This window comes from Exiguobacterium sp. s192 (assembly GCF_018618795.1).
GTDB classification, from domain to species: domain Bacteria; phylum Bacillota; class Bacilli; order Exiguobacteriales; family Exiguobacteriaceae; genus Exiguobacterium_A; species Exiguobacterium_A undae.
The window spans coordinates 65,505-88,377 of record NZ_JACSMS010000002.1 but is presented as its reverse complement, the minus strand read 5'-3'; the positions used below and the strand labels follow the sequence as shown (position 1 = coordinate 88,377).

At 46.7% G+C, this 22,873-nt stretch carries 16 protein-coding genes; 7 read left to right on the top strand and 9 right to left on the bottom strand.

Features of this window, described 5'->3' with window-relative positions; genetic code table 11:
* The first annotated feature begins 98 nt into the window (after window positions 1-98).
* The 7 genes from KNP87_RS05405 to KNP87_RS05375 all read left to right on the top strand — a co-directional run bounded on the left by KNP87_RS05405 (window position 99) and on the right by KNP87_RS05375 (window position 6,825).
* On the top strand, window positions 99-1,481 hold the full coding sequence (locus tag KNP87_RS05405; RefSeq protein ID WP_214721068.1) for an MATE family efflux transporter: 1,383 nt from the start codon (window positions 99-101) through the stop codon (window positions 1,479-1,481).
* Window positions 1,441-1,908, top strand: coding sequence for a Cys-tRNA(Pro) deacylase (gene ybaK, locus KNP87_RS05400; protein ID WP_026833704.1), 468 nt, complete (start codon window positions 1,441-1,443; stop codon window positions 1,906-1,908). Before KNP87_RS05405 ends, ybaK begins: the two co-directional genes overlap by 41 nt.
* A 21-nt stretch (window positions 1,909-1,929) precedes the next feature.
* Window positions 1,930-2,676 (top strand): CDP-diacylglycerol--serine O-phosphatidyltransferase, encoded by a 747-nt coding sequence (gene pssA / locus KNP87_RS05395; protein WP_174544503.1) that lies wholly within the window; start codon window positions 1,930-1,932, stop codon window positions 2,674-2,676.
* Window positions 2,677-2,838: 162 nt separating this feature from the next.
* On the top strand, window positions 2,839-3,597 hold the full coding sequence (locus KNP87_RS05390) for a carotenoid biosynthesis protein (RefSeq protein ID WP_026833706.1): 759 nt from the start codon (window positions 2,839-2,841) through the stop codon (window positions 3,595-3,597).
* Window positions 3,566-4,264 carry a lysophospholipid acyltransferase family protein gene (locus KNP87_RS05385; RefSeq protein ID WP_026833707.1) on the top strand — a complete coding sequence of 233 codons (699 nt, stop codon included), beginning with the start codon at window positions 3,566-3,568 and terminating at the stop codon, window positions 4,262-4,264. The genes KNP87_RS05390 and KNP87_RS05385 overlap by 32 nt, the downstream gene beginning before the upstream one ends.
* Window positions 4,261-5,337, top strand: coding sequence for a glycosyltransferase family 2 protein (locus KNP87_RS05380; RefSeq protein ID WP_214721067.1), 1,077 nt, complete (start codon window positions 4,261-4,263; stop codon window positions 5,335-5,337). The genes KNP87_RS05385 and KNP87_RS05380 overlap by 4 nt, the downstream gene beginning before the upstream one ends.
* A 15-nt stretch (window positions 5,338-5,352) precedes the next feature.
* Window positions 5,353-6,825 (top strand): phytoene desaturase family protein, encoded by a 1,473-nt coding sequence (locus KNP87_RS05375; protein WP_214721066.1) that lies wholly within the window; start codon window positions 5,353-5,355, stop codon window positions 6,823-6,825.
* 436 nt (window positions 6,826-7,261) lie between these two features.
* On the opposite strand, the gene KNP87_RS05370 is transcribed toward KNP87_RS05375, so the two are convergent.
* The 9 genes from KNP87_RS05370 to addB form a co-directional block, all read right to left on the bottom strand.
* Window positions 7,262-8,089: a phytoene/squalene synthase family protein gene (locus KNP87_RS05370; RefSeq protein ID WP_026833710.1), complete on the bottom strand. Its 828-nt coding sequence runs from the start codon at window positions 8,087-8,089 to the stop codon at window positions 7,262-7,264.
* Window positions 8,055-9,527 (bottom strand): phytoene desaturase family protein, encoded by a 1,473-nt coding sequence (locus KNP87_RS05365; protein WP_214721065.1) that lies wholly within the window; start codon window positions 9,525-9,527, stop codon window positions 8,055-8,057. The genes KNP87_RS05370 and KNP87_RS05365 overlap by 35 nt, the downstream gene beginning before the upstream one ends.
* Window positions 9,524-11,014 carry a phytoene desaturase family protein gene (locus KNP87_RS05360; RefSeq protein WP_214721064.1) on the bottom strand — a complete coding sequence of 497 codons (1,491 nt, stop codon included), beginning with the start codon at window positions 11,012-11,014 and terminating at the stop codon, window positions 9,524-9,526. The genes KNP87_RS05365 and KNP87_RS05360 overlap by 4 nt, the downstream gene beginning before the upstream one ends.
* Window positions 11,015-11,120: 106 nt before the next feature.
* The gene (locus KNP87_RS05355; RefSeq protein ID WP_026833713.1) at window positions 11,121-12,119 is read right to left on the bottom strand and encodes a class I SAM-dependent methyltransferase; all 999 of its coding nucleotides are present in this window, start codon (window positions 12,117-12,119) and stop codon (window positions 11,121-11,123) included.
* Between the two features lie 135 nt (window positions 12,120-12,254).
* Window positions 12,255-12,635 (bottom strand): DUF1516 family protein, encoded by a 381-nt coding sequence (locus KNP87_RS05350; RefSeq protein ID WP_119922438.1) that lies wholly within the window; start codon window positions 12,633-12,635, stop codon window positions 12,255-12,257.
* Window positions 12,636-12,698: 63 nt separating this feature from the next.
* The gene (locus KNP87_RS05345; protein ID WP_214721063.1) at window positions 12,699-15,266 is read right to left on the bottom strand and encodes an ATP-binding protein; all 2,568 of its coding nucleotides are present in this window, start codon (window positions 15,264-15,266) and stop codon (window positions 12,699-12,701) included.
* Window positions 15,247-15,624, bottom strand: coding sequence for a response regulator (locus KNP87_RS05340; protein WP_119922436.1), 378 nt, complete (start codon window positions 15,622-15,624; stop codon window positions 15,247-15,249). Before KNP87_RS05340 ends, KNP87_RS05345 begins: the two co-directional genes overlap by 20 nt.
* A 159-nt stretch (window positions 15,625-15,783) precedes the next feature.
* Window positions 15,784-19,335 carry a helicase-exonuclease AddAB subunit AddA gene (gene addA / locus KNP87_RS05335; protein WP_214721062.1) on the bottom strand — a complete coding sequence of 1,184 codons (3,552 nt, stop codon included), beginning with the start codon at window positions 19,333-19,335 and terminating at the stop codon, window positions 15,784-15,786.
* A complete protein-coding gene (gene addB / locus KNP87_RS05330; RefSeq protein ID WP_214721061.1) occupies window positions 19,332-22,763 on the bottom strand; it encodes a helicase-exonuclease AddAB subunit AddB in 3,432 nt (1,143 codons plus the stop codon). The genes addA and addB overlap by 4 nt, the downstream gene beginning before the upstream one ends.
* Window positions 22,764-22,873 lie beyond the last annotated feature (110 nt).

Genomic DNA, 22,873 nt, shown 5'->3' with positions numbered 1-22,873 from the left:
GTACCTTTTGCTCTTTCATTATGAAAATTGAAGGCGTATAGTTTCCAAAAGATACAGAAAGACAAAACGTTTTAAGGACTTAAAGGGGAATTTAATTTATGAAAACTGTTAAACAACAATCATTATTCCAAATTACTTGGCCACTATTTATTGAAATCGCACTCCATATGAGTCTAGGGATTATCGCTACGTTGATCCTCAGTTACTACTCGGACAGCGCAGCCGCTGCCGTTGGTGTGTCGAATCAGGTGCTCAACATTTTCATTATTCTATTTAACATTACTTCTGTTGGTGCAACGATCATCATTGGTCAGTATCTCGGAGCAAAACGCGTTCAGGACGCACGACAAACCGCACGCTCTGCTTTTTCAATTAACTTATACATCGGGTTAATCATTTCTGTTCTTGTCGCTTTGTTCGGCACACAATTACTTGGCTTTTTCTCATTAGAAGGAAAAACACTCATGTATGGCGAAACCTTCTTAAAGATTGTTGGTCTCTTCTTATTTTTAGAAGCGATCTCGCTTACGCTTGGAGCTATCTTAAGAAGCCATGGTTTTACGAAAAATGCTATGTACGTCACACTTTTAATGAACTTCGTCAGCGCATTTGGAAATGTAATCGCCGTTCTCGGATTATTTGGAATCCCGGTCCTCGGTGTCGCTGGTGTCGCCTGGTCCATCGTCGTTGCTCGGACCGTCGCCGTTGTTCTCCTGTTTTTCGTTGTCTACCGGAAACTGTCTTTACGGTTTAAACTAAAAGATTTGATTCAGATTAATCGTCGTGATATCAAAAGTATCATGAACATCGGTATCCCATCCGCTGGTGAAGGGGTATCGTATCAATTTTCCCAACTGATCATCACGGGATTCATTGCGACTATCGGAGAAGCTGCTTTATCGGCACGTGTCTATGTCTCGAACATCACGATGCTTTGTTTCTTATTTACTTTGGCCATTGCCCAAGGAACTCAATTGCTTGTCGCCCGTCAAGTAGGGGCGCAACAATTCAAAGCTGCTCACAAACGTGCGTTAAAAACATTAAAAATCGCTGTTTTTGCAAGTTTTGTCTCGGCCGTCGCTCTCGCTTCATTCGGAACGTCGATTATGTCACTCTTCACATCAAGCCCTGAGATCATCGCCATCGGTATTCCATTGCTTTGGGCAAGCGTCATTCTTGAACCGGGTCGTGCGATGAATATCGTGCTCATGGGTACGTTAAAATCAGCTGGTGATGTCCGCTTCCCAGTAGCGATCGGCATTCTCTCCATGTGGGGAATTGCAGTTGTCCTCAGTTATACACTCGGACTTCAGTTCGGACTGGGCTTACTCGGAATCTGGATTGCCTTCTCTGCTGACGAATGGTTCCGTGGACTCTTTGCCTTAAAACGCTGGAACAGCCGCAAATGGGCACAATACGCTGTCGTTAAAGGAGAACAACATGAGCCAAACGAACGTCGCAAGACTTCTGAAGCAGTCTGATATTGCATTCGATCTGCTTTCGTATCCTGTGGATGAACAGGATTTATCCGCTCAAAATGTGGCTAGAAAGATTAATTACCCCCTTTCCAGCATTTTTAAAACCCTTGTTTTAGAAACTGATCAAAAACAGCACGTATTTGCTGTCATATCCGGAGAAGAAGAATTAAATTTGAAGGCGGCCGCACTGGCGCTTTCCACTAAGAAAGTCCAACTGGTGCCAATGAACGATTTAAAAAAGCTAACGGGGTACATCCGAGGAGGTGTCGCCCCGATTGGTGCGAAAAAAAAATTTCCTGTTCTCCTATCGGATCAAGTGACCGGTCAACCATTCATGATCATTTCTGCAGGTAAACGCGGCTTTCAAATCAAACTGGCTCCTGATGATTTTTTAACATTCACGAACGGGATTCTCTTCACGAACCGCTGATACGTACTGGAAATTTATGATATGATGGTTAGTATCGAAGATGTGGCAGGAGGAATCATTTTGTGGAAAGAACGTGTACGTAACTCGATTCCGAACCTCTTTACGTTCGGAAATTTATACTGTGGTTTTCTTGCCATTGTCATGGCTGCTCGAGGCGATTTTCAAAATGCGACATTATTGATTGTCATCGCGATGATGCTCGATAGTCTGGACGGTCGTATCGCCCGTATGCTCGGCGTCGCAGGTGATTTCGGAAAAGAACTGGACTCGCTTGCCGATGTCGTGACGTTTGGTGTCGCCCCCGCTATGATGGCTTATTACACTTATTTTTATGATTTTGGAGAGATTGGTTTATTGATTGCCGCGTTATTTCCTTTGTTTGGAGCATTTCGCTTAGCACGCTTTAACCTCTCAGCAACGAATGTGGCCTCTGCTTATTTTTCCGGTGTCCCGATCACGGCAGCGGGAGGCATTTTAGCCGTCGTGACGCTGTTCAGTGGACGGATGAATGACTTGATGGTGCCGCTTGTGTTTACCGCACTCGCATTCCTGATGGTCAGTCGTGTGAAGATTCCAAGTTTCAAAGACATTCCGGTTCCACGACATACGTTTGTCATTACCTTTACGTTGCTGTATGTTACTTATGTCATGATTGCGCGAAGCAATGAGTGGTCGACGTTTTGGTTCGTCGCCGTTCCTCTCTACGTTGCATTCCTGCTGTTTTCTTTCATCAAGAAGAAAAAACAAAAAAATCATCAAACCAGTTAAAAACAGACGACTTCCTGAACTGCCCCATAGAGATTGGACATAAAAATCCAATTTCTATGGGGTATTTTTTTGCCGTCTGTTGGAATCACATCTCATTTCTGGCTCGTTTCCCTTTTGTACAGGTATACTTGTATCAGAATATATGGACATGGAGGTACACACATGATGAATGTTTTTCAAAAGCGTCTCTGGTTATTTTTTACGATTTGGTTTGTCATCGGTTTGATTCTAGTCGGCTTTTCGATCCTTCCACCTTGGCTCGAGTGGGCCAATGCGGTCTTTTTATTTGCCTCCGGTCTATACGCCGCGCTTTATTTTTGGGATGTCGTTCCAAAAGGCCGTTTCATCATTCCCGTCATCTTTTTTGGCTCCATCGCAATCGAATCGATCGGGGTGCATACCGGTTGGCCATTCGGTACATATGCGTATGAAGCGGACTTCGGTGTTCAATTACTTGGTGTACCCATCACGATCGGTGCCGCCTGGTTATCCGTCATGGGTGCCAGTCTTGCCTTCTCACGCCGGTTTCCGTTTCGCTACAATACGGTGATCTTGGTTCCGCTGTTTGCCGTTTGGTTGGATTTAGCAATCGATCCTGTTGCCGCAAACGTTAAATCGTATTGGATTTGGCAAGATGGCGGGTTGTATTATGACATTCCGACCCAAAACTTTTTCGGTTGGTACGGAACGGCACTTTTCTTCTCCCTCTTGATTGCTCGGTTCGAACAACAGGTCACGATTACAGCACTTGAACGAAACAATCAGTACCTATTTTTGATGCTCCATGCGTTGTTCGGTCTGACGGCAGGTGTCGCAGGACTTTATGGCGTCACGCTGATCAGTCTTCTGGCGGGTGTCACGTATTGGCTCACACAAGGAGGTGTTCCGCTTGCAAAAGGCAAACAAAAACAAATTAGCTGAACAAGCCTTTCACCTTTACGTCAAAGAGCGGTTGATCCGAAAACAATTTCATCGTATTTTGTATCGGGCGGATGATTTACCGACCCCCGGTTTGATGCTCGCAACGCATGGTTCTTGGTGGGACGGCATGATTTTATTCCATCTCGACCAGACGATGCTGCGTCATGATCCTTACGTCATGATTGATCAACAAGGATTGGCCCGTTTCCCGTTTTTCACCCGGCTCGGTGGATTTTCGATTGATCGCAGCTCGTATAAGGAAATCAAGCAGAGTCTACAATATGCGAAGGATCAACTGGCAAACGGCAGCAGCGTCTGGATGTTTCCGCAAGGCGAAGAACGGCATCAAGAAGAACGTCCGCTCCAGTTAAGCAGCGGCGCCACCCATTTAGCAAAAACGGCTCCGTCGATTTCGTTGTTTTCGTTTTATTATTCGTTTGGTCACGAGCAACAACCGGACGTCTACATCCGAACGCGAAAGATTCAATTGCCCGACGACCGGTCCTCAGTGCAGATGCAATACTTAACGGAGGCGATGACTGCACTCTATGACGATGTCCGCTCCGATGCCATTCAGGAACGGACGTCAGCGTATCAACTGTTGACTGAACGAAAGGAACCGTTGCCGGTCAAGACCGAACAGTGGTTACAGGCGATCCGAAAATGATTATTGTGATGTTCATCTTTTCTACTTTCGTCTGTCTTTACACGTTCCTCAATCTGGCTTTTTTACCAAAACTGTCGAAGCCCGTTGCACCGCAGAGTCTTGCGGTGTGCATTCCGCTTCGAAACGAAGAGCGGAACGTCGTCAAATTAATGACGTCCCTTAAACAAGCACTTCACCCCAACGTACAGGTTTACTTATATGAAGATCGTTCAACAGATAAGACACGCGATTTACTGATCGAACAGATTGGAAACGATGACCGGTTTACGATGATTGACGGAATCGATCTGCCGACCGGTTGGGCTGGAAAAGTCCACGCCTGCCATCAGCTTGCTTTAGCATCAAAAGAGGAGTACTTGTTATTTTTAGACGCTGACATCACCTTGACAGCAGATACGATTCCCCGTCTGTACGCGACGATGCTACAGGAACGGGCTGTCTTTTTATCCGGCTTCCCGTCGTTTCCCGTCCCGACGTTTTTAGGCAAATGCCTGATTCCGATGCAACATGTGTTAATTGCCCAGCATCTACCGATTGCCTTTCGGAAAGTCAAACATCCTGCGTTTGCCGCGGCGAACGGGATGGTTGTTCTTGTTGAGCGTCAGGCATACGAGCAAGTCGGTGGTCACCAGGCGATTCAAATGGCGCTCGTCGATGATTTGGAACTCTGTCGGACCTTTAAACAACATGGATTCACGACGACCCTCGTCCATGTGGCGCCTTATGTCAGCTGTGACATGTATGCGACCAATCGTGATGTCTGGCAAGGTTTCTTGAAAAATGTCTTTCGTGGCATGAATGATTCCTACTTGATCGGCAGTTACTTTCTTCTCTTTTATTTGGTGCAAGCTTGTGTCCTGCCGCTGATGTTACTTTTCCCATCGGTGTGGACAATCGGGGCATTTTGCCTGCTTATGTTGGCCCGGTACAGGATTGATCGGAATGCCCGGATTTCCCATGCTTGGTTTTGGCATCCGGTCGCGACGATCCTCTATGTCGCACTTCTCGCAACGGCGATGATTCGAAGACTCAAGAAGAGGGAAATCAGTTGGAAAGGTCGGACATATTCTTAAGGAGGCGTTTTTGGTATGAAACATATTGCAGTCATCGGTGCCGGGCTAGGTGGATTAAGTGCTGCCATCTCCCTTGCTTCAAAAGGTTTTAAAGTTACTGTTATTGAACGGAATGAACACATTGGTGGAAAGATGATGCCAATCATTGCAGACGGACACCGCTTTGATTTTGGTCCAAATACCATCACAATGCCTGAAATCTTTCAATCCGTCATCTTAGAATCTGGTGCAAATCCAGATGATTACTTTACTTTTGAAAAATTAGCACGTCACACCGTCAACCATTTTCCGGATGGCCGTTCGCTGACATTTGCCAGCGGTCGCGAAGCGATGCGAACGGAAGTCGACCGCTTCACCGATGGACAGTTGGCAAAAAACGATATTACAGGTTACCAGGAAGAAGTCGCTCATTTGTTCCAAATTGCTAAACAGCAATTTTTTATCAACATTGACTCCTACTTCAACTTCTCGTTGTTGCGTGACATGGCAAAAGTCCACCCGTTGACATCATTACACGCACTGCACAAAAAATACTTCAAGGATCCGCAATTGATTCAAGCATTGGATCGTTACGCCACATACATCGGAAGCAGTCCTTTTCAGGCCCCTGCCACATTTGGGCTCATCGCCCATCTCGAGTTGAATGACGGTGTCTATTTTACGCGTGGAGGAAATACGGCGATCGCCGAAGGATTTGCCCGCCGTGCTCAAGAATTGGGGGTCGTTTTCCGTTTGGGTGAAGAAGTGACACAAATCGAAGTCACGAATCATCTGGCAACGGAAATCGAATTGAATCATGTCGATTACCTGTCCGTCGATTTCATCGTTTTAAACGGCGATTTATTGACTCAATACCCACGGCTGATCTCAGAGACGATTCGACCTGACTTCAAAAATCCGACACCGTCCCAGATGGAGCCTTCCATTTCAGCTTACGTCCGTTGCATTGGACTTTCCCGTCGGATTGAGGGACTCGCTCACCACAACGTGTTCTTCTCATCCGACTATGAAGCAGAGTTCGAGGCATTGTTTACCCAACACCGTTATGCGGAGGAACCGACCATTTATATTTCCAATTCTTCTGTGACAGCACCGGACATGGGGCTCGCTGGAGATAATTTATTTGTTTTGGTGAATGCTCCGGCGACTCACGAAGGATCTGTCATTGATTTTGATACGTATGACGAGATCATCAACCGGCGTTTGCAAACGTTCGGCATTGATGTGACGGAGGATGTTGTCTTCGAACAACGCATCACACCACAGGATATCGAACAAAAATTTTCGGCGTATCACGGTTCGTTATACGGTCTTTCTTCAAACGGTACACGCGGAGCATTCATGCGTCCTAGTAACCGTTCAAAGAATGTTCACAATTTGTTTTTTGCCGGCGGATCAACGCATCCCGGTGGTGGCAGTCCAATGGTGACGCTTTCAGGAAAACTGGCAAGTGAACGAATCGTATCGGCGGTTGCTTCCACCCTGTGAACGTTATGTGAATTGCATATCAATTACTTGTACGGACAACTTAGATTTGATACGATTACTTCGAGTTCAAGAGGTAGTGATTGACCCCACATCCTCAATCAAGCGCATGGTGACTTCCCCGAGTCAAACGCGTTTAGGAACTTAACCAATCTGTTGTCGTGTGATTGTTCGTGCAAGACCCACTTGTTCGAGGTACTGCCAACGTAACCCTTTCGGCATGAATTACGACGTTCCCCCTTAGATCGTCTCATCCCGACTGGTTTACAGACGGCTCAATTACGAATCGATCCATCCCCGTGGATCAAGACCCGTCTTGTTTGGAATACGGTATCCAATCACATACACAGATCAAGTTTAGACTCCCCGGTCTAAACTCCATAAAAAAAGACCTTGGTCCCCGCCAAGGTCTTTTTTTTATGGAGTTTCAACATCGCAATCAGATCGTAGCCAGTAACTTCATCTTTTGCCACCGGCTGACGTAAGCACGTTTCGTAAAGACATCATACTGATTATCGCGTGCCGCATCCAGGATACCACGGTACAGTAAGGCCGCTACTTTCAATGCCCGACGACTCTCTTTCGGATATCGATCGAACGAAGGCGTTGCTGCATCGTACAGATGCTCGGCTCTTAAAGCCAATGCTTCCCACAATCCGGCAAAATCGCCCGACGGTGTGCCGGCTAATAACGATTCGGTCGTTACGCCGTACTCATCCATCCAGTTCTTCGGCAAGTAGACGCGTCCTCGTTTTGCATCTTCCCCGACATCACGCAGAATGTTCGTCAGTTGCATTGCAATGCCGAGTTGAATCGCGGATTCACGTAAGTCGGGTTGGTTGGGGGCAAGGATCGGCAGTAACATCAAACCGACCGTACTCGCGACATAATAGCTGTACTTTTCCGTTTCCTCTAAAGACTGGTAACGATTTTTCTCAATGTCCCAACGCATGCCCTCTGCCAACTCTAAAAAAGGTGTCTCATCCATTTCATATCGAGAAAAAACATCTGAAAGAGCAATCCATAACGGTTTTTCAATTGACTGACCGGATCGGAACAAACGAAATTCTTCTAAAAATTCTGCTAAACTTTCTTTTGGTGTGGCGGATTCATCTACCGTATCGTCAAGGAACCGACAAAATGTGTAAATGGCATACACTGCCATCCGGTCTTGCTTCGGTAATAAGGAAAAGGCCTTATAAAATGTTTTAGATCCGCTTTGAATCGTTTGTTCACATACTACGTACGCGTTCGTCACTGTATCCACTTTTCCACCTCATCTCTTGTTCCATTCGATTGACAAGTAATGTCGCTCCCATCATGACGATCGGAACGCCTCCACATGGATGGACAGATGCGCCGACTGCATATAACCGTTCAATATCAGCGTATGGTTTTGCTTGTGTCTTTAAGGCAGCAGATTGGCGAATCGTTGGTGCGATTCCAAAACTTCCGCCCTCATATAATCCAAATTCTTGTGCATCTTGAGGTGTTCGAATCTGCATTTCCATGACCTGCTGTTCGAACCCGGGCACATGTTGCTCGATTTTGGCCAAAATCCGGTCGATGAATCCATGCGCCTCGTACCGGTCCCGGTCAAAACCGCGTGGTGATGGAACCAGGGCGTAAACGACACTGTCATCCGCTTCCGTTAATGTATCATCCACCTTGCTCGGATTAAACAGATACACCGCCGGGTTCACCGGTAACTCATCTTTTTTAAAGATTGATGTCATCAAAGGTTGAAGATCACTTGGCATGAGGAAACGATGCACTGGTAGATCCACTTTTCCCTTTATCTTAAAGTACAATAACAGTGTACCGCCGGATGGGACATATTGTTTAGGTTGCTTGCCTTCCACCAAATATTCCATCAGCGGGAACTCACCATTCAACACGACGCTGTCATACAGATGTTCCTGTCCGTTGACAAGCACTCCTTTAGCTTGGCCTTCTCTAATCATTACACGTTCGACCGGTTGGTTAAACTCGAACCGCACACCCCGTCGAACCAGTTCCTCATACATCCGCTCCGCCAAGGAGAAGTAACCGCCTTTGACATACCAGACACCTTCCTCCTGTTCGCGGTAAGGAATCAATCCATAAATCGAAGGAGTCGTATACGGATTTCCGCCGATGTAAAACGTCGGAAAACTGTAAGCCATCCGTAAATACTTACTTTTGAAATAACGCTTCAAATGATCGTGCGCCGTCTCAAGTGCATGCATTTTCACAAGTGGCGCTAACATACTCGGTTGCAACAATTCCGTTTTGCGGAAATAACTCCGCTCTAAAAATTTCGATACGCTGACGTCATAATCCTTTGCTTTTTGATTCATAAATTCTTGAAAACCACGACCTTCACCAAACTGGCGCTCAATCGCTACTGCTTGAGCGACGACATCGGCTTGTTTCGTGACGACTGTCCCGTCGTCGAAATGAAGATCATACAACGGATCAATCCGCTCCAGTTCAACCCCTTCGAGACCCGCTTCTTTTAATTGTTCCTGTAGCTTCCCAGGCATCAATACAATCGTCGGACCTTGATCGATCCGGCCGCCGGACTGAAAATCAACGGATGTCAGTCTGCCGCCAGCACGTGCTTCCTTCTCAAAAATCGTGATTTCAACTTCCGGATAACGTTTTGTTAATAATAATGCGGCATGTAACGTACCGACACCTGCTCCAACGAATCCAATCTTCATTTCAAAGCACCTACTTCACTTGTCAATAAGTCGGCTGTAATCCGGGCCGACTCAAAAATCGTCGGCAGTCCGCTTCCGGGATGCGTTCCCCCGCCTACTAAATAGACATGATCCAATTCTTCAAAACGGTTATGTGGTCTGAAATACATCATCTGTGTCAATTGATGACCCAGGTTAAAGGTTGCCCCTTGGTGTACGCCCATTGCTTCCCAGTCATCCGGTGTGAACATTTCTTCAACTTCGATTGCGGCTTCGACACCTTTGTACGGGGAACGGTCTTCGAGCGCATCGAGGACACGGCGACGTAATTTAGGTCCTTCGATGGCCCAGTCAAGTTCAGAATAATTATTCGGGACCGGTACCAACACATACAAGGCGGATTTCCCTTCCGGTGCAAGTGTCGTATCGATCACCGATGGATTTTGAACATAAAACGAAAAATCTTCCGATAACTCGAGCGTCTGCGTCATCTCACGCACATTTTTCTCGTAATCGTCAGCAAAATAAATCGTATGATGCGGTGCATCAAAGGTTTTATTGACGCCTAAGTACAGCATGAACGTTGAACAAGAGAATTTTTTACGGTCAATCTTCGGACGTGACCATTTTTTCAGAACACCTTCCGGAACAAGATGATTCATCGCATGGGCAAAATCGGCACCGACCACAACATCGTCATATAGGACGTGTTCTCCGGACTCTAAAATGACTCCGGCCGCTGCTTTTCCATCCAAGATCAATTCGCTGATTCCCGTCTCCAGATGAACAGTCCCGCCGAGCTCTTCGATCGCCTGTTTCATCGCTTCTGGAATGCGGTTCATTCCGCCGATCGGGTGATGGACCCCATAGGCATGTTCCATGTAAGACAAAATCGAAAATCCACCCGGGCATTCCCATGCTGACATGCCTAAATATTTCGCCTGAAACGTAAAGGCATATTTGAGTTCTTCGCTTGTGAAATAGTCTGACAAGACATCGTACAACGATCGTCCCAGAGATAGTCGTGGAAGCGCGGTAATGACACGTGGTGACAGATAGTCTGTCAACTTATCATGTTTCGTTTGCAAAATCGGCATCAATTTTCCGAGTTTCAACGCCTGTTCTGCCATGAAACGATCGTACCCTTCACCGTTCCCTGGAAAATGCTGTTCGATCGTCTGTTTCATCCGATCACGATCCGTCGTCATCGTAAAGTGTTCTTTGCCACCGTTGAAATATAACGTATACATCGGATCAAGCGCCTTTAAGTCCAAATAATCACTCATCTTCAATCCGATACTCGTAAATAGATTCTCTAAAATATGCGGCATATTTAAAAAAGTAGGTCCACGGTCAAATTGATACTCGCCTACTTGTACACGAGAGGTTCGCCCACCCACAATCGGTTGTTTTTCGTATACGGTTACGTCTACTCCTCTGCCCGCGAGCAACATCGCACAAGCGAGCCCTCCAGGTCCTGCTCCAATAACGGCTACACGCTGCTTCACACGAATCTCTCCTTTTTATCTCTATTCGTTTTAACTATTATACTAATCACATACTCATCCCCACAAATTTGAACTGCGTTAAAACTGTAAAAACGCCAATCTTCCATTAGGAAGTGGCGTTTGCAGTCACAATATACCAAGCTCCTTCTTTCAAAAACGGTGAAATCGAGACATTTTCGAAACCGGCAGCATGCAGTTGTTCCGTTAATTCCTGCTTACCTGGTAACGGATAGAGATTTTCATGTAAGGTCATGAATGCATTAAAGGCAGCGGAGAACGGTGCACCGTATTCACTGTCACGTAGTGGTGTGACCAAGATGACGGTTCCAGCATCTTTGACGAAACGACGGACCCCTTCCAGAAGACGAAGGCGTTCTTCTTTCGGGAAGTAGTACAGAATGTTATTCATCATGACACCGTCATAGGTTTCCTTGACTTCAAATGTCTTGATGTCTCCGACTACAAAATCGATTTCCCCGGTCGTATCACGTCGTTTTGCTTCTTCAATGACAGACTCCTCGATGTCGATCCCGGCCAGTCGGAGTTCCGGCAAGGCTTCATGGATTTTGCGTAAGTAACCGCCATACGCACAGCCGATATCCAGTAAAGAGGTCACATTTTGATTCCGGATGATATGTCGGACGGCGGGAAAAGCGACGGTTTCCACTAAGGCAGACGTCTCAGCGACGATATCCCCGTGCTCTTCGCCGTCAAATGTTTTTTGTTGACCATCTTCCAAGAACTTTGGATACGAGAAGAGTGCCGGAAGATGCAATTCCATCAGTTCTGATAACATGAAGCCAATACTCCGGTCATCCGATTTCGATAACTCAGGTAAAACATGGCGTGTTGCGGTGTAGCGCAGGTCTTTCTTTTTCAAGTGTCCGACAGCCAGCCCCACTTCAAACCAGCGTGACAAAGCTTCTGCCGTCAGTGGTTGTTTTAAACGGATTTGTGCTTCCGCTTGTGTTGCCCCCGAGCCCAACACGTCAAACAATCCATACTTGTATCCGATGTATCCATGCCATAAAGGTAAGACAGGTTCTGCTCGTTTCATCCATTTTCTTGCCCGGAAAACTTTTGTCCATTCTTTCAACTGTGCCACAAGCGTTCCCCTCTCAACTGCGTAATATATCCCTTTTCCCAAATAACAACAGATTATAACCACAAAAAAACACGCTTCGCCCTAATTGGACGAAACGTGTGTCGGAGTCAGCTCCACGCTGACGATTTGTTCAGTTTAGAAGAACTGCATTCCGTACGGTAAAGAATAACCGAGGAAAATCGTCACGAGGACCAGTGCAGCAAATCCAAGCAGGAAGCCGGAATAGGATTTCCCTTTTTTCAGACGGACAAGCGTCAACTCACCCAGTACCAGTACTAAAATTCCGGCAGTGATCTTCGCATGATACAAACCATCCGGATTAGCAGAAGCCCCCATGATTTGAATATAAAGATAAAGACCGGTTGCGAACGTCAACAACAGCAATAAACGGAACGCCATGTGAATTCCTTTTGCAGCACTTTTTCCGTTCTTGTACATGGAAAAGGCGACAAAAAATGTAACGAGCAGTAAGACCCATAATAAGACGTGTGTGTGCACAAATGCAGTAATCGGCATTGTAGTTCCCCCTTTTTTAATTTCTTACTATATCGTAGCTGATTTTTCACACTAGATATAGCATTATTTTCCTGAGATATCGATCATGTCAGAAACTGTTTCATATGTCGTGACGATGTGCGGCAGTTTGACGGTAAACGTGCTTCCCCGTTTTTCAATCGACGTGACGGAAATGTTCCCCCCGTGTCCTTCCACGATTTCTTTACAGATTGCCAGTCCAAGACCGGTTCCGCCAATTTTTCGGCTGTCTGAGTTATCGACTCGATAAAACTTCTCGAACAGTTTCTCAAGTGCGTTGCTCGGAATCCCGATTCCTTCATCGCGAACATCAATTTGAACATATTGATGATCTACGGTGAGTGCGACTTCAATGTTTCCGCCGAGTGGAGAATATTTCACCGCATTATTCAACAGATTGTTCATCAATTGTTTCATCTTTTCTTCGTCCGCTTCAATCAGAGGATACGAGGCATCGTCGTGCGCATAAAATGTAATCGTATGTTGCGCTGTCGACGCGGCATAAAATTGCGTCGTCTCTTCCAATAACGGGCGTAAATCAATCAATCCCTTTTGATAGGACTGGGTTCCGGATTCCATTCGTTGGACATCCAAGAAGTCATTCACCAAATTCGCCAAGCGCTCGGTTTCAGAATGAATCGTCTTTAAATAACGGTCTTGTCGGGATACATCGATGTCCCGGTTCAACATCAATTCCGTGAATCCGTAAATCGATGATAACGGTGTCCGCAATTCATGCGAAACCGTCGAAACCAACTCCGATTTCAAACGATCCATCTCGGTTTCTTTCGTGACGTCCCGCAAGACAAGCATCGTTCCTTTTCGAACCCCTTCTATTTCAATCGACTCCACATAAAATTGAATGAAAACGACTTGTTCACGAATCGAGAACTGGAGGCTGTCTTTTGGAACTTCGCCCTGCAATACAGCTTCTACATAACGGGAGAAGGCTTCGGGTTCATCAACGACCGCATGGATCGTATCCAGACAGCCTTGAAGCGTCTCTGTTTTCGCCGTCCCGAATTGGAGTTCCGGGAACAGATCATACAGCGGACGATTCACGAACACGTCCTCTTTCCCCGGTTCGATGTAGATGACCGCTTCCCGAATCGAATCTAAAATCCGTTCCGTCTTTGTTTTTTCCCGGTTCATCTCGTCAAATAACCGCATGCGGAGAAGCGATAACGACAGTTGCCGTGAGAAGGACATGACATCCCGCATCTGTTCGTTCGTAAACTGATCCCGGTAACGAACCAGATAGATAAACGCAATCACTTCCTCCGACGCCGGATCAAGAATCGGCACTGCCGTCTCATACATATAGTACGGATACGGCAGCGGATGGTTACTGGCCACTTGTTTCGATGAATGGACAGCTTTCTTCAGCGAGTCAGCTCGTTTCAACAACGAAAAATCACTGCCTAATAATTGTTCGGACAGTTCTTCCGTCATTCCGTGTGTCACGATTGAATACGCAGATCCCTCATCCACGAACACAAGGGCACCGATTTCTGAATCGGTGATCGTGATCAGCTTCTCAATGATCTCCGGATATGCCGTCAACGCTTCCCGCGCCGCCAGTGTTTCCGTCAAATCATTGCGGTATTGGAGGTGTTGTTCATTTCGCATCGTCAGTTCAAGTGCTTCTTCGAGTTCCTGCTGTTGTGCCTGCAGTTCCTCTTGTTGCGCTTGTAACTCTTCTTGCTGGGCTTGGAGTTCTTCATTTTTCGCCAGCATGTGCTGTTTGTTTTCCGAAATCGAACCCGCCATCTGATTAAAGGATAACGCTAAAATACCGATTTCATCTTTTCGGTCAGGCACTTCGACACGCGAAATGTCTTCCCCTCCCGCCAGACGCTGGCTGTTTTTGACGAGCGAGAGCAACTCGGCTGTAATTTTCCGAATGAACGGGTACACAAAGAAAATCAATACTCCGACCAACACGATGATATTTGAAAGCCAGATCAGTTGAGTCGTCTGGATTTCTTGTTCAAGCTGTTGACTTGTCTTTCCCGACCACTCCTCAAGGAAGTCCCGGTAGCCGCCAAGCGCCAACTCACTTTTATTGATTTCAGACAGGACGTCGATGTTTCCGGACGCATCGAGCTTGATTCGTCCGTTCGCGAGCAATTCTTTCCCCAACGGTAAGGACGTCAATGTCGTTCCTTCTAAAAACGATTCATCGACCTCACCGGATGCTTTGGCTTCGACATAGGATTGAATCAACGGCAAAATTGCCTCAAAATAATAGGCATACAGTTCACGCGAAGAACGGGCATAATCTTTTCCTTGCTCATAAATCGCATTTTCCTCAAACCAACGTGTCTGCTCGTCAATCGTCGCCTGTTGATCCACCATCTTTTGATAGATCTCCTGATCACCAATCAGAGCATACCCCCGCATATTGAACTGCAAGTCTTGCCATTCTTCCCAAAGTGCACCGGCACGGGCACTGCGATCTCTAATATCTTCAAGCTTGAGTCGTGTCTCCTGTAGTTTCGTGTCAGTATAATTATAGACAATCAATGAAGAAATCATCAGCGTCGTTAAAACGATATAAAAGGAAGCCATCAGCTGGCGTCCGATTTTTCGATTAATCCACCGGATGATCACTCAATATTCCTCCTACGACATCAATCAATTCAAGTGGACTGAACGGTTTTGAGAAGAAATAATTCGCACCGATTTCTTCCGCTCGTTCCCGGTCGGATTGTTGACTTTTGGCTGTTAACATCATGATTTTCAGTTGTTGTTTATCCGGATGTTGCCGTACTTTTTCAATGACTTCGATTCCAGTCATACCAGGCATCATATAGTCGAGTAACACAAGATCGTAATGCTCACTCATGATTTTTTGGTAGGCTTCATCTCCGTCTGTTGCTTCATCAATCGTATATCCTTCGTCTTCTAATGTATCGAGCACCAACATTCGTAAGACATCTTCATCTTCTGCTAATAAAATACGTGCCATCTATAAAACCTCCTGTAATGAACCACTAGTTTACGTACATACCTTTTCATTTTACACAGTTCTTTCATATTTAGAAACGAAAATCGTCTAACCAATTTGTTCTGATCACAAGACGTGTGACAAAACAGGTTGGTTAGACGTTTGTTAGACAAAACTTTCTTAATCGATTTCAATCAGTTCGTGAAGTGAAAAAGCATAAATCAGTTTTTTGGAAATCGTGATTTTCAAAATCGCTTCCAACGCTTCTTGATATAAATTCAACTGGGTCGCATAGCGTTCCCGTAACATTTCGTGTGGGTCTTGGCTGTCAGCCGTTTCAAAGACTTGATCGGATTTATAATCTAAAAGAATATACTCCTCTCCGTCACGTATCAGACAATCGACAATCCCCTGCATGACGGCTTGATCACTCGGACCATACCAATCCGGACGGAATCGGACGGAATCGATTTTATAGGTGAACGGCAATTCCCGGTAGACATCTCCTGTCGCAAGGCGCTGTTCAAAAAGCTGTCCGATTTCGGAATCAAGAAACGCCTTGAGCTCCGGCTCTGCTTCGCGCATCGTACCGGCTTCTAAAGCAGAAATCCGTTCCCCTTGCTCCCACTCGGTAATTTGATCTTCGAGAGGACGATTCGCTTCATACAATTGCATCGCCAAATGAAGAACCGTTCCCCGCTCGGCCCCTGTCAAAGTAGGCCCCAAAAATTGTGGTGTCCGGTAATAGGTCGCTTGCCGGTACGTCGCTTCAAAAGCCGCCCGTTCGAGCTGTTCGGTCCGTTTCAATTCTGTCACGGTTTGTTTGGCTGCCGTGTCGGTTGCGGCTTGATACGGATATTGATACGTCAAGGCTTCTTCAATCCGCTGTTTTAATGCTTCATTTCCAGCATGATCGATTTTTTCCAACACCCGGACATGTTCCAGTTGATCAATCATTTTCGTCAGTTCTTGATACGGGGCAATCTCTTCCGGTGCCATGATGCGTAAAGACCACTGCTGTTCGCCTTCACTCAACATGAAATGGCGTAAAACGGCAGGAGCAACCCAATCAGCATACGTTTTTGCATTACGTCGGTTGATTTCCGGTAACAGCAACTCATCAAGCGGCTGATCTTGCCATTTAGCAAGTTGTTCTTCCAATCCTTTGATGGCACCAACCAGGATTAATTTTTCTTTTGCCCGTGTCATCGCGACATACAGCACACGCATCTCTTCCGCCTTCATCTCACGGTCCATTTCCCGGCGGATGACTTCTTTTAAAAGCGTTCCCGAGCGAAGTCGTTTTACCGGATCAATGGCGTCTAATGCGATGCCATATGTTTTATGCAATTGGATGGCTTGGATTTGATCCTGCTTATTAAACTGCTTCCCGAGCTGACTGACAATCGTCACCGGAAATTCCAATCCTTTTGATTGATGAATCGTCATGATCCGAACGACATCCTCATCCTCTCCTAAAGAACGGGCTTCTGAAAAGTCTTCACCGCGCTCCACCAGACGATGAATCAATCGGAGGAATCGATACAGCCCCCGGTATCCGGAAGCTTCATATTGTGTGGCTCGTTCATAGAGGGCATTCAGGTTGGCTTGTCGACTCCGACCGCCGTTTAAACACCCGACATATTCGTAATAACCGGTCTGATCGAACAACGAACGAATCAAGGCGGCCAGTGATTTCCCTCTGGCTTCCGTCCGCCATGCTTGAAGTTGTCGAAGCGCTTCATCCACCCGTATTCCGAGCGGTGTCTGCTCTTGTGCGACCGTGACCGCCGCTTCGTAAAAACTCGCCTCTTTTGATTTTGCCCGAATTCTGCCTAAATCCCGGTCCGTCAATCCAAAAATCGGCGACCGTAAGACACTCGCTAACGGAATGTCCTGCAACGGATTATCAATCGTCTTCAGTAATGCCATCATGATTTGAATTTCAGTTGCTTGAAAATAGCCGCCCGTCGTGTCGGCATAGACAGGCAACTCGTATTGTTCGAATACATCCACGAGCGCCTGAACCCGTTTACCGCGCGACCGGACCAAAACGACGATATCACGGTACTCGCACTTTCGGAACCGTTTTTGTTTGGCATCAAACACTAGATACGGATGATCATCGTTTACCATCTCGATGATGCGTGTCGCAATCACTTGTGCTTCGAGTTCTTCCTTATTCGCTTCCACTTGATCAATCAACAACAATTCCGGAGCAACTTGATCGGATTCCATGTACCCGAGATTTCCTAATCTTAAATAAGCGGCCTCATCGTAATCAATTTCTCCGACTGCTTCATCCATCACCTGTCGGAAGATATGATTTGTCCCGTCCAATACTTCCAAACGGCTCCGGAAGTTTTTGGTTAAATCAATTCGTGTCCCGACATCCGTTTGGCGGAACCGTTTAAACTTGTTGAGAAACAAACCAGGTTCCGCATGACGGAATTTGTAGATCGATTGTTTGACGTCACCGACCATAAACAGGTTTCCCGTCTGTTCATCCGGTTGAGAAACGAGTTTTAAGATTCGCTCCTGCACTTCATTCGTGTCTTGATATTCATCGACCAGCACTTCAACAAAACGTTCTTGCAACAATCGGGCGACATCCGTCGTTTCTCCGTCCTGTTCCAAGATTGCTAACGCAAAATGTTCCAGGTCCGAAAAGTCAACGATTCCCCGTTGTTGTTTTTCTTCTAAATACGCTTCGGAGAAACGACGCACTAATGTCACAATCATTTGTACGTGTCCGAGTTGCGAACGCAAGTCCTCCAAATAATCGACTCCGTCTTTTTGAACAAACAAGTCCCGCATCTTTTTCAGATCGCCGACGAGACGCGTCCGTTCGGCTTGAAACACTTTCATGTCATCATCCCCGCGGACACTTTTCCAACGTCCGAATTCGACCGCTTGAAAAGCGAGGGCGACGGTCGTCCAACGATCACGTCGGGGGTCGACTTGCCGAATCGGCGTAACATCTTGAATCAGCAGATCCGCCATTTCGCCGTAACCGGCAGCCCGCAACCGATGAGACAATTCCAGGTAGCGGTTGACGACCGGTGCAACCCGCTCCCATTCGAGCTCAAGCAGTCGGGTCAACAAATGTGATTCATCCGGATCCACCGGTTGATCGTACTGGGCAATCAAATGTTCATAAAAGGCTTCCGGGTCCGGAAGCGAACGGGAAAAACGATACAGATTCGAAATCAGGTTCAGCATTGCCTGATCGTCCCGGTCTGATGTATAGCTGTCAATCAGCTCGTAAAAGGCAGGATCCGCATCCGCATAAAACTGTTCGAATACTTCTTCCAGGACGTCGTCCTGCAACAATAACAATTCTGCTTCTTCCGCAATCCGAAACGCGGGATCAAGACCAATCCGGTAATAGTTTTCCCGCAGAATCGATAAGCAGAACGAGTGAATCGTCGTAATTTGAGCCCGGTTCATCATCTGTCGTTGTTTTTTGAGGTACACATCTTCCGGTGACCGTTCAATCTGTTCTTCAATCGCTTCGATGACACGTGTCTTCATTTCTTTGGCCGCCGCATTCGTAAATGTCGCAACGAGAATCCGGTCGGCTGTCAATGGATCCTCTTGATTGATGAGCCGTTGTGTCAGCCGCTCGACTAAAACGGCCGTTTTTCCCGAACCGGCTGCTGCCGAGACCAGAATATGTCCGCCTCTGGCATCGATGGCCTGTTGTTGTTCGTCTGTCCATTGCACACTCATTCTGTATCCTCCTTCAACCGTTCCAAGACTTCTTTTTCTGACAGGGCGTTGAGTCGCCGGTAATCATTTCCGAGGGATTCATCAAATTGACAGACCGAACGATATTCACAAAACGTACAAGGGGTTCGTTCTTGATAATCAAACGGATCAATCGCAATATCTCCTTCATACATCGACTGACTGCTCGTTTTCAGTTCATCCCAAGCATGATCCATCAAGGCGTTTAATTCGTCTTCCTTCACGACCCCTTTGGTATGGGATTTGTGCAGACCTGTTTTCGTGAACGTCACCTTGACGAGTGGTGATTTTTTCCGCTCATCGTAAGCAATCTGATCCATCGCCCGAAGCACTTCATCATTTTCGACGATGACGCCCTGCATTTGATACGATTCCAGCAACAAGCGGCTGCGTTCGATTTCGTCAGCCGATAAATCGCCGCGTAACATCGGATTCTTGACGTGGAAATACAGTGCTCCTGCCGGCTTTGCTTGCTGGTTGAAGAGTACTTCCGACTGCTCGACGACGGTCTTGAGATACAGCAGCATCTGAATCGCTAAACCGTAATAGATTTCAGCAAAGTCCAGTTCTTTGGCACTCGATTTATAGTCGACGATCCGGACATACAATTGGTCACCAATCGTCGCTTGATCGACCCGGTCGATCCGCCCTGTGAATTCGATTTCCGTTCCGTCCGGTAAAGCAAACCGAAGCGGCGGGAACATCGCATTCCCAAAGCTGATTTCGAATAAATCCGGTTCAAAGTCCGATCGTTCTGCTTGTTTGACTAGCATTTTGGCAGTCTGCTCAACGACATCCGTCAGCTTTTTCTTAATGTATCCAAAACGGTTCGAACTCATCAAAATCGCATTTTGAATTTCCGGCGTCACCTTTTCGACGGCTTCCTTTGCCAGGCGGCTGCACGACTGATCATCCAAATCCCGCCAGTGCTGACCGGACGACTTGATGTTGACGGAGAGATCATTGAGCGCACCGTGGAACAGATTGCCGATATCCGGCGCTTCGAATTTATATAATTTCCGTTCTTTCAGTCGTAATCCGTAACGCGCAAAGTGTTTATACGAGCAGGCATTGTACGTCTCAAACCGTGAGACACTCGCTTTGATGTTGTCCCCGTACAACGTACGGGCCAAGTCATCCGGTAAGGACTCCGCTTGATTTTGATAAAACAGTGCACTCGAGAACAAAGCCATTCGTTCCCGCCCCTGACCATTTTCGAGCAACGTATTGTAGACATCAAACCATGATTGTTGGATTGGATACCGGCGTTGCAATCGTCGTAATTCGATTGCGGTCGCAGCAGCGGCACGATCCGGACTCGTCACGAATTGAAGTTGATCGTCCGGTGCATGGTCGCCGGCCTCTGCAAAGGACGTTTTGACAGGACGATCCTGCAACAGTTGACGTTTGATTTGTTTGACGATTGAGGCGGGTTGCAAAGCCTTCCCGTCCTCGTCAACGAGCGCGTAGCTGATGTGGAGCGCTTCACTTGGTGCCGTCACTCCTTGATACAGGTAAAACAATTCGTCATCAAATACATCAAGTGATGCTTTGCCGACCGGAACACCATGATCATGTAAAAAGTCATGATCACTCTCTGATAACAGCTTCGACTGATCCTCGACAAACGGAATCAATCCATCGTTCGCTCCAAGCAGAAAGACGACTTTTATTTGCTGCAAGCGTCCCCGGACATAGTCGGTTGCAATCACCTGATCGAGGGACGGCGGAACAAGCGCAAAGCGGAGACTTTCAAGACCCGTTTCGACCATTTGGATAAACAGTTCCGTCGAAAGGGTTGTTTCTGGAGCTGCCGCTTCCAATTGTTCAAAGAGATGGAGGACTGCTTCATACACTTGATCATGTTCACGGGCATGACCCAACTGATTCGCATCGAGCGCTTCCTGTTTCCAAATCATCAACCGGTCCGTCAACTGATGTTCTTCTAAAAAGCGGTACAAGGCACGTGTATATTCACTCATCGTCCGCGAGGCCTTAAACCGTTTTTCGAGCGGTTCAATCGCATCGACGAGAAACTGACGCCATTCGTTCAACGCATTCTCTTCTTTTAATTCCTCATCAGTCAGACTGACTTCGTCTGCCAGACGACGTTTCAGTTGCCATGGCTTTTTCCACATGGAACCTTTGATCCCCCGCTCCAAGACAAACGTCTCCAGACGATCAAGCGCCAAGCGCGAATCATCTGCCGGCAATGGAATCAATTCTGTTTTCAGTAATCGGAAAACCGATTCTTCCCGGTAACCCGTCAGAATGATTTCGAGGACGGCATGCAACAACTCAACGATTGGATGATGGACCATCGGTTCCCGTTGATCCAAAAAATAAGGAATATCATACAGCTGGAAAGCACGTTCCAAATGATCGGCATACGGCTCGAGGTGACGGACAAGAAACGCCACTTCATTGAAACGGTATCCTTCGTTCCGGACAAGCTGAATGACTTTTCTGACGGCCGCTTCCGTTTCGACTTGCCGATTGACCGCTGCCGTAACCGTCACCCCGTCCACTTCCTGATCGACGGCCGGATAACCCGGTGCCAGTAACGCTTGCTCAAGTATCTGTAATCCGCTGCTTTTAAATTTTACGGGTTGCTGGTAATGAATGGATTCATGGTCGATTTGACGCTCTTTCATCTGTTCCAGTAATTGCATGTAACACCGTTGCGATACACCAAATTCCGATTGTTTGGCATGAGTATCATCCGTGTCTAACGTAAAACTGATATGCATGTCTTGCGTCAATTCCATCAAACGAAGCAACACTTGTTGTTCCTGCAAAGAAAATTCATAAAATCCATCAACATAAACACATGCCTGTCCCAGATTGGCTTGCGGCAACAACTCAATAAGGGTTGTAAAGTAATCATCCGCATGCAGGGCTTTGTCTTCAATCCGCTCTGTAAACCGTTCATAAATCAACGCCAAGTCATTCAGCTTCGGTGAACGTTCAGGCGATACTTCACTGATTTGACGTAACATATCCGGATCCACCAACGACCGTTTGAACGAGGCAATCAATTCATCCAATCCCTTATAAAAACCGGGCATATTTTTCGTCCGTTTAAAGATTTTCAAATTTTCTTCCGTTTCCTCCACTACTTGCCGCAACAACAGTTGCGTACCGGTTTCATCCAAAAAGGGAATCGCTTGATTGCCGTGGTCACGGATGATGTGGAACGCAAATCGCCGCAAACTCATGACTTCCATTCGCACAAGACCGGATAAGCGCGGATCAATCGCAATCCGTCGTTCCATTTCAAATGACATTTGATCCGGAACGATGAAAAAGATGGGCGGGCCTAACGGTTGTTCCGTCAATTGATCGACAACACGCTCAATCAGCTTTGTGGTTTTACCTGTACCGGCACGACCTAGATGCATATAATTCATATTCAACCTCCTCTAGTTGTTTTCATATGTACATTATCGCATAAATGCGAACAAACGTCCGGTGATGTCGTAAGTTTTTTCCATTCAATTTTGGGACAAGATATGAATCG

Bases quoted from the DNA above. Each gene is read 5' to 3' on its own strand.
- KNP87_RS05405 (WP_214721068.1), top strand. From the start codon at position 99: ATGAAAACTGTTAAACAACAATCATTATTCCAAATTACTTGGCCACTA.
- ybaK (WP_026833704.1), top strand. From the start codon at position 1,441: ATGAGCCAAACGAACGTCGCAAGACTTCTGAAGCAGTCTGATATTGCA.
- pssA (WP_174544503.1), top strand. From the start codon at position 1,930: ATGATGGTTAGTATCGAAGATGTGGCAGGAGGAATCATTTTGTGGAAA.
- KNP87_RS05390 (WP_026833706.1), top strand. From the start codon at position 2,839: ATGATGAATGTTTTTCAAAAGCGTCTCTGGTTATTTTTTACGATTTGG.
- KNP87_RS05380 (WP_214721067.1), top strand. From the start codon at position 4,261: ATGATTATTGTGATGTTCATCTTTTCTACTTTCGTCTGTCTTTACACG.
- KNP87_RS05375 (WP_214721066.1), top strand. From the start codon at position 5,353: ATGAAACATATTGCAGTCATCGGTGCCGGGCTAGGTGGATTAAGTGCT.
- KNP87_RS05365 (WP_214721065.1), bottom strand. From the start codon at position 9,527: ATGAAGATTGGATTCGTTGGAGCAGGTGTCGGTACGTTACATGCCGCA.
- KNP87_RS05350 (WP_119922438.1), bottom strand. From the start codon at position 12,635: ATGCCGATTACTGCATTTGTGCACACACACGTCTTATTATGGGTCTTA.
- KNP87_RS05340 (WP_119922436.1), bottom strand. From the start codon at position 15,624: ATGGCACGTATTTTATTAGCAGAAGATGAAGATGTCTTACGAATGTTG.
- addA (WP_214721062.1), bottom strand. From the start codon at position 19,335: ATGAGTGTGCAATGGACAGACGAACAACAACAGGCCATCGATGCCAGA.
- addB (WP_214721061.1), bottom strand. From the start codon at position 22,763: ATGAATTATATGCATCTAGGTCGTGCCGGTACAGGTAAAACCACAAAG.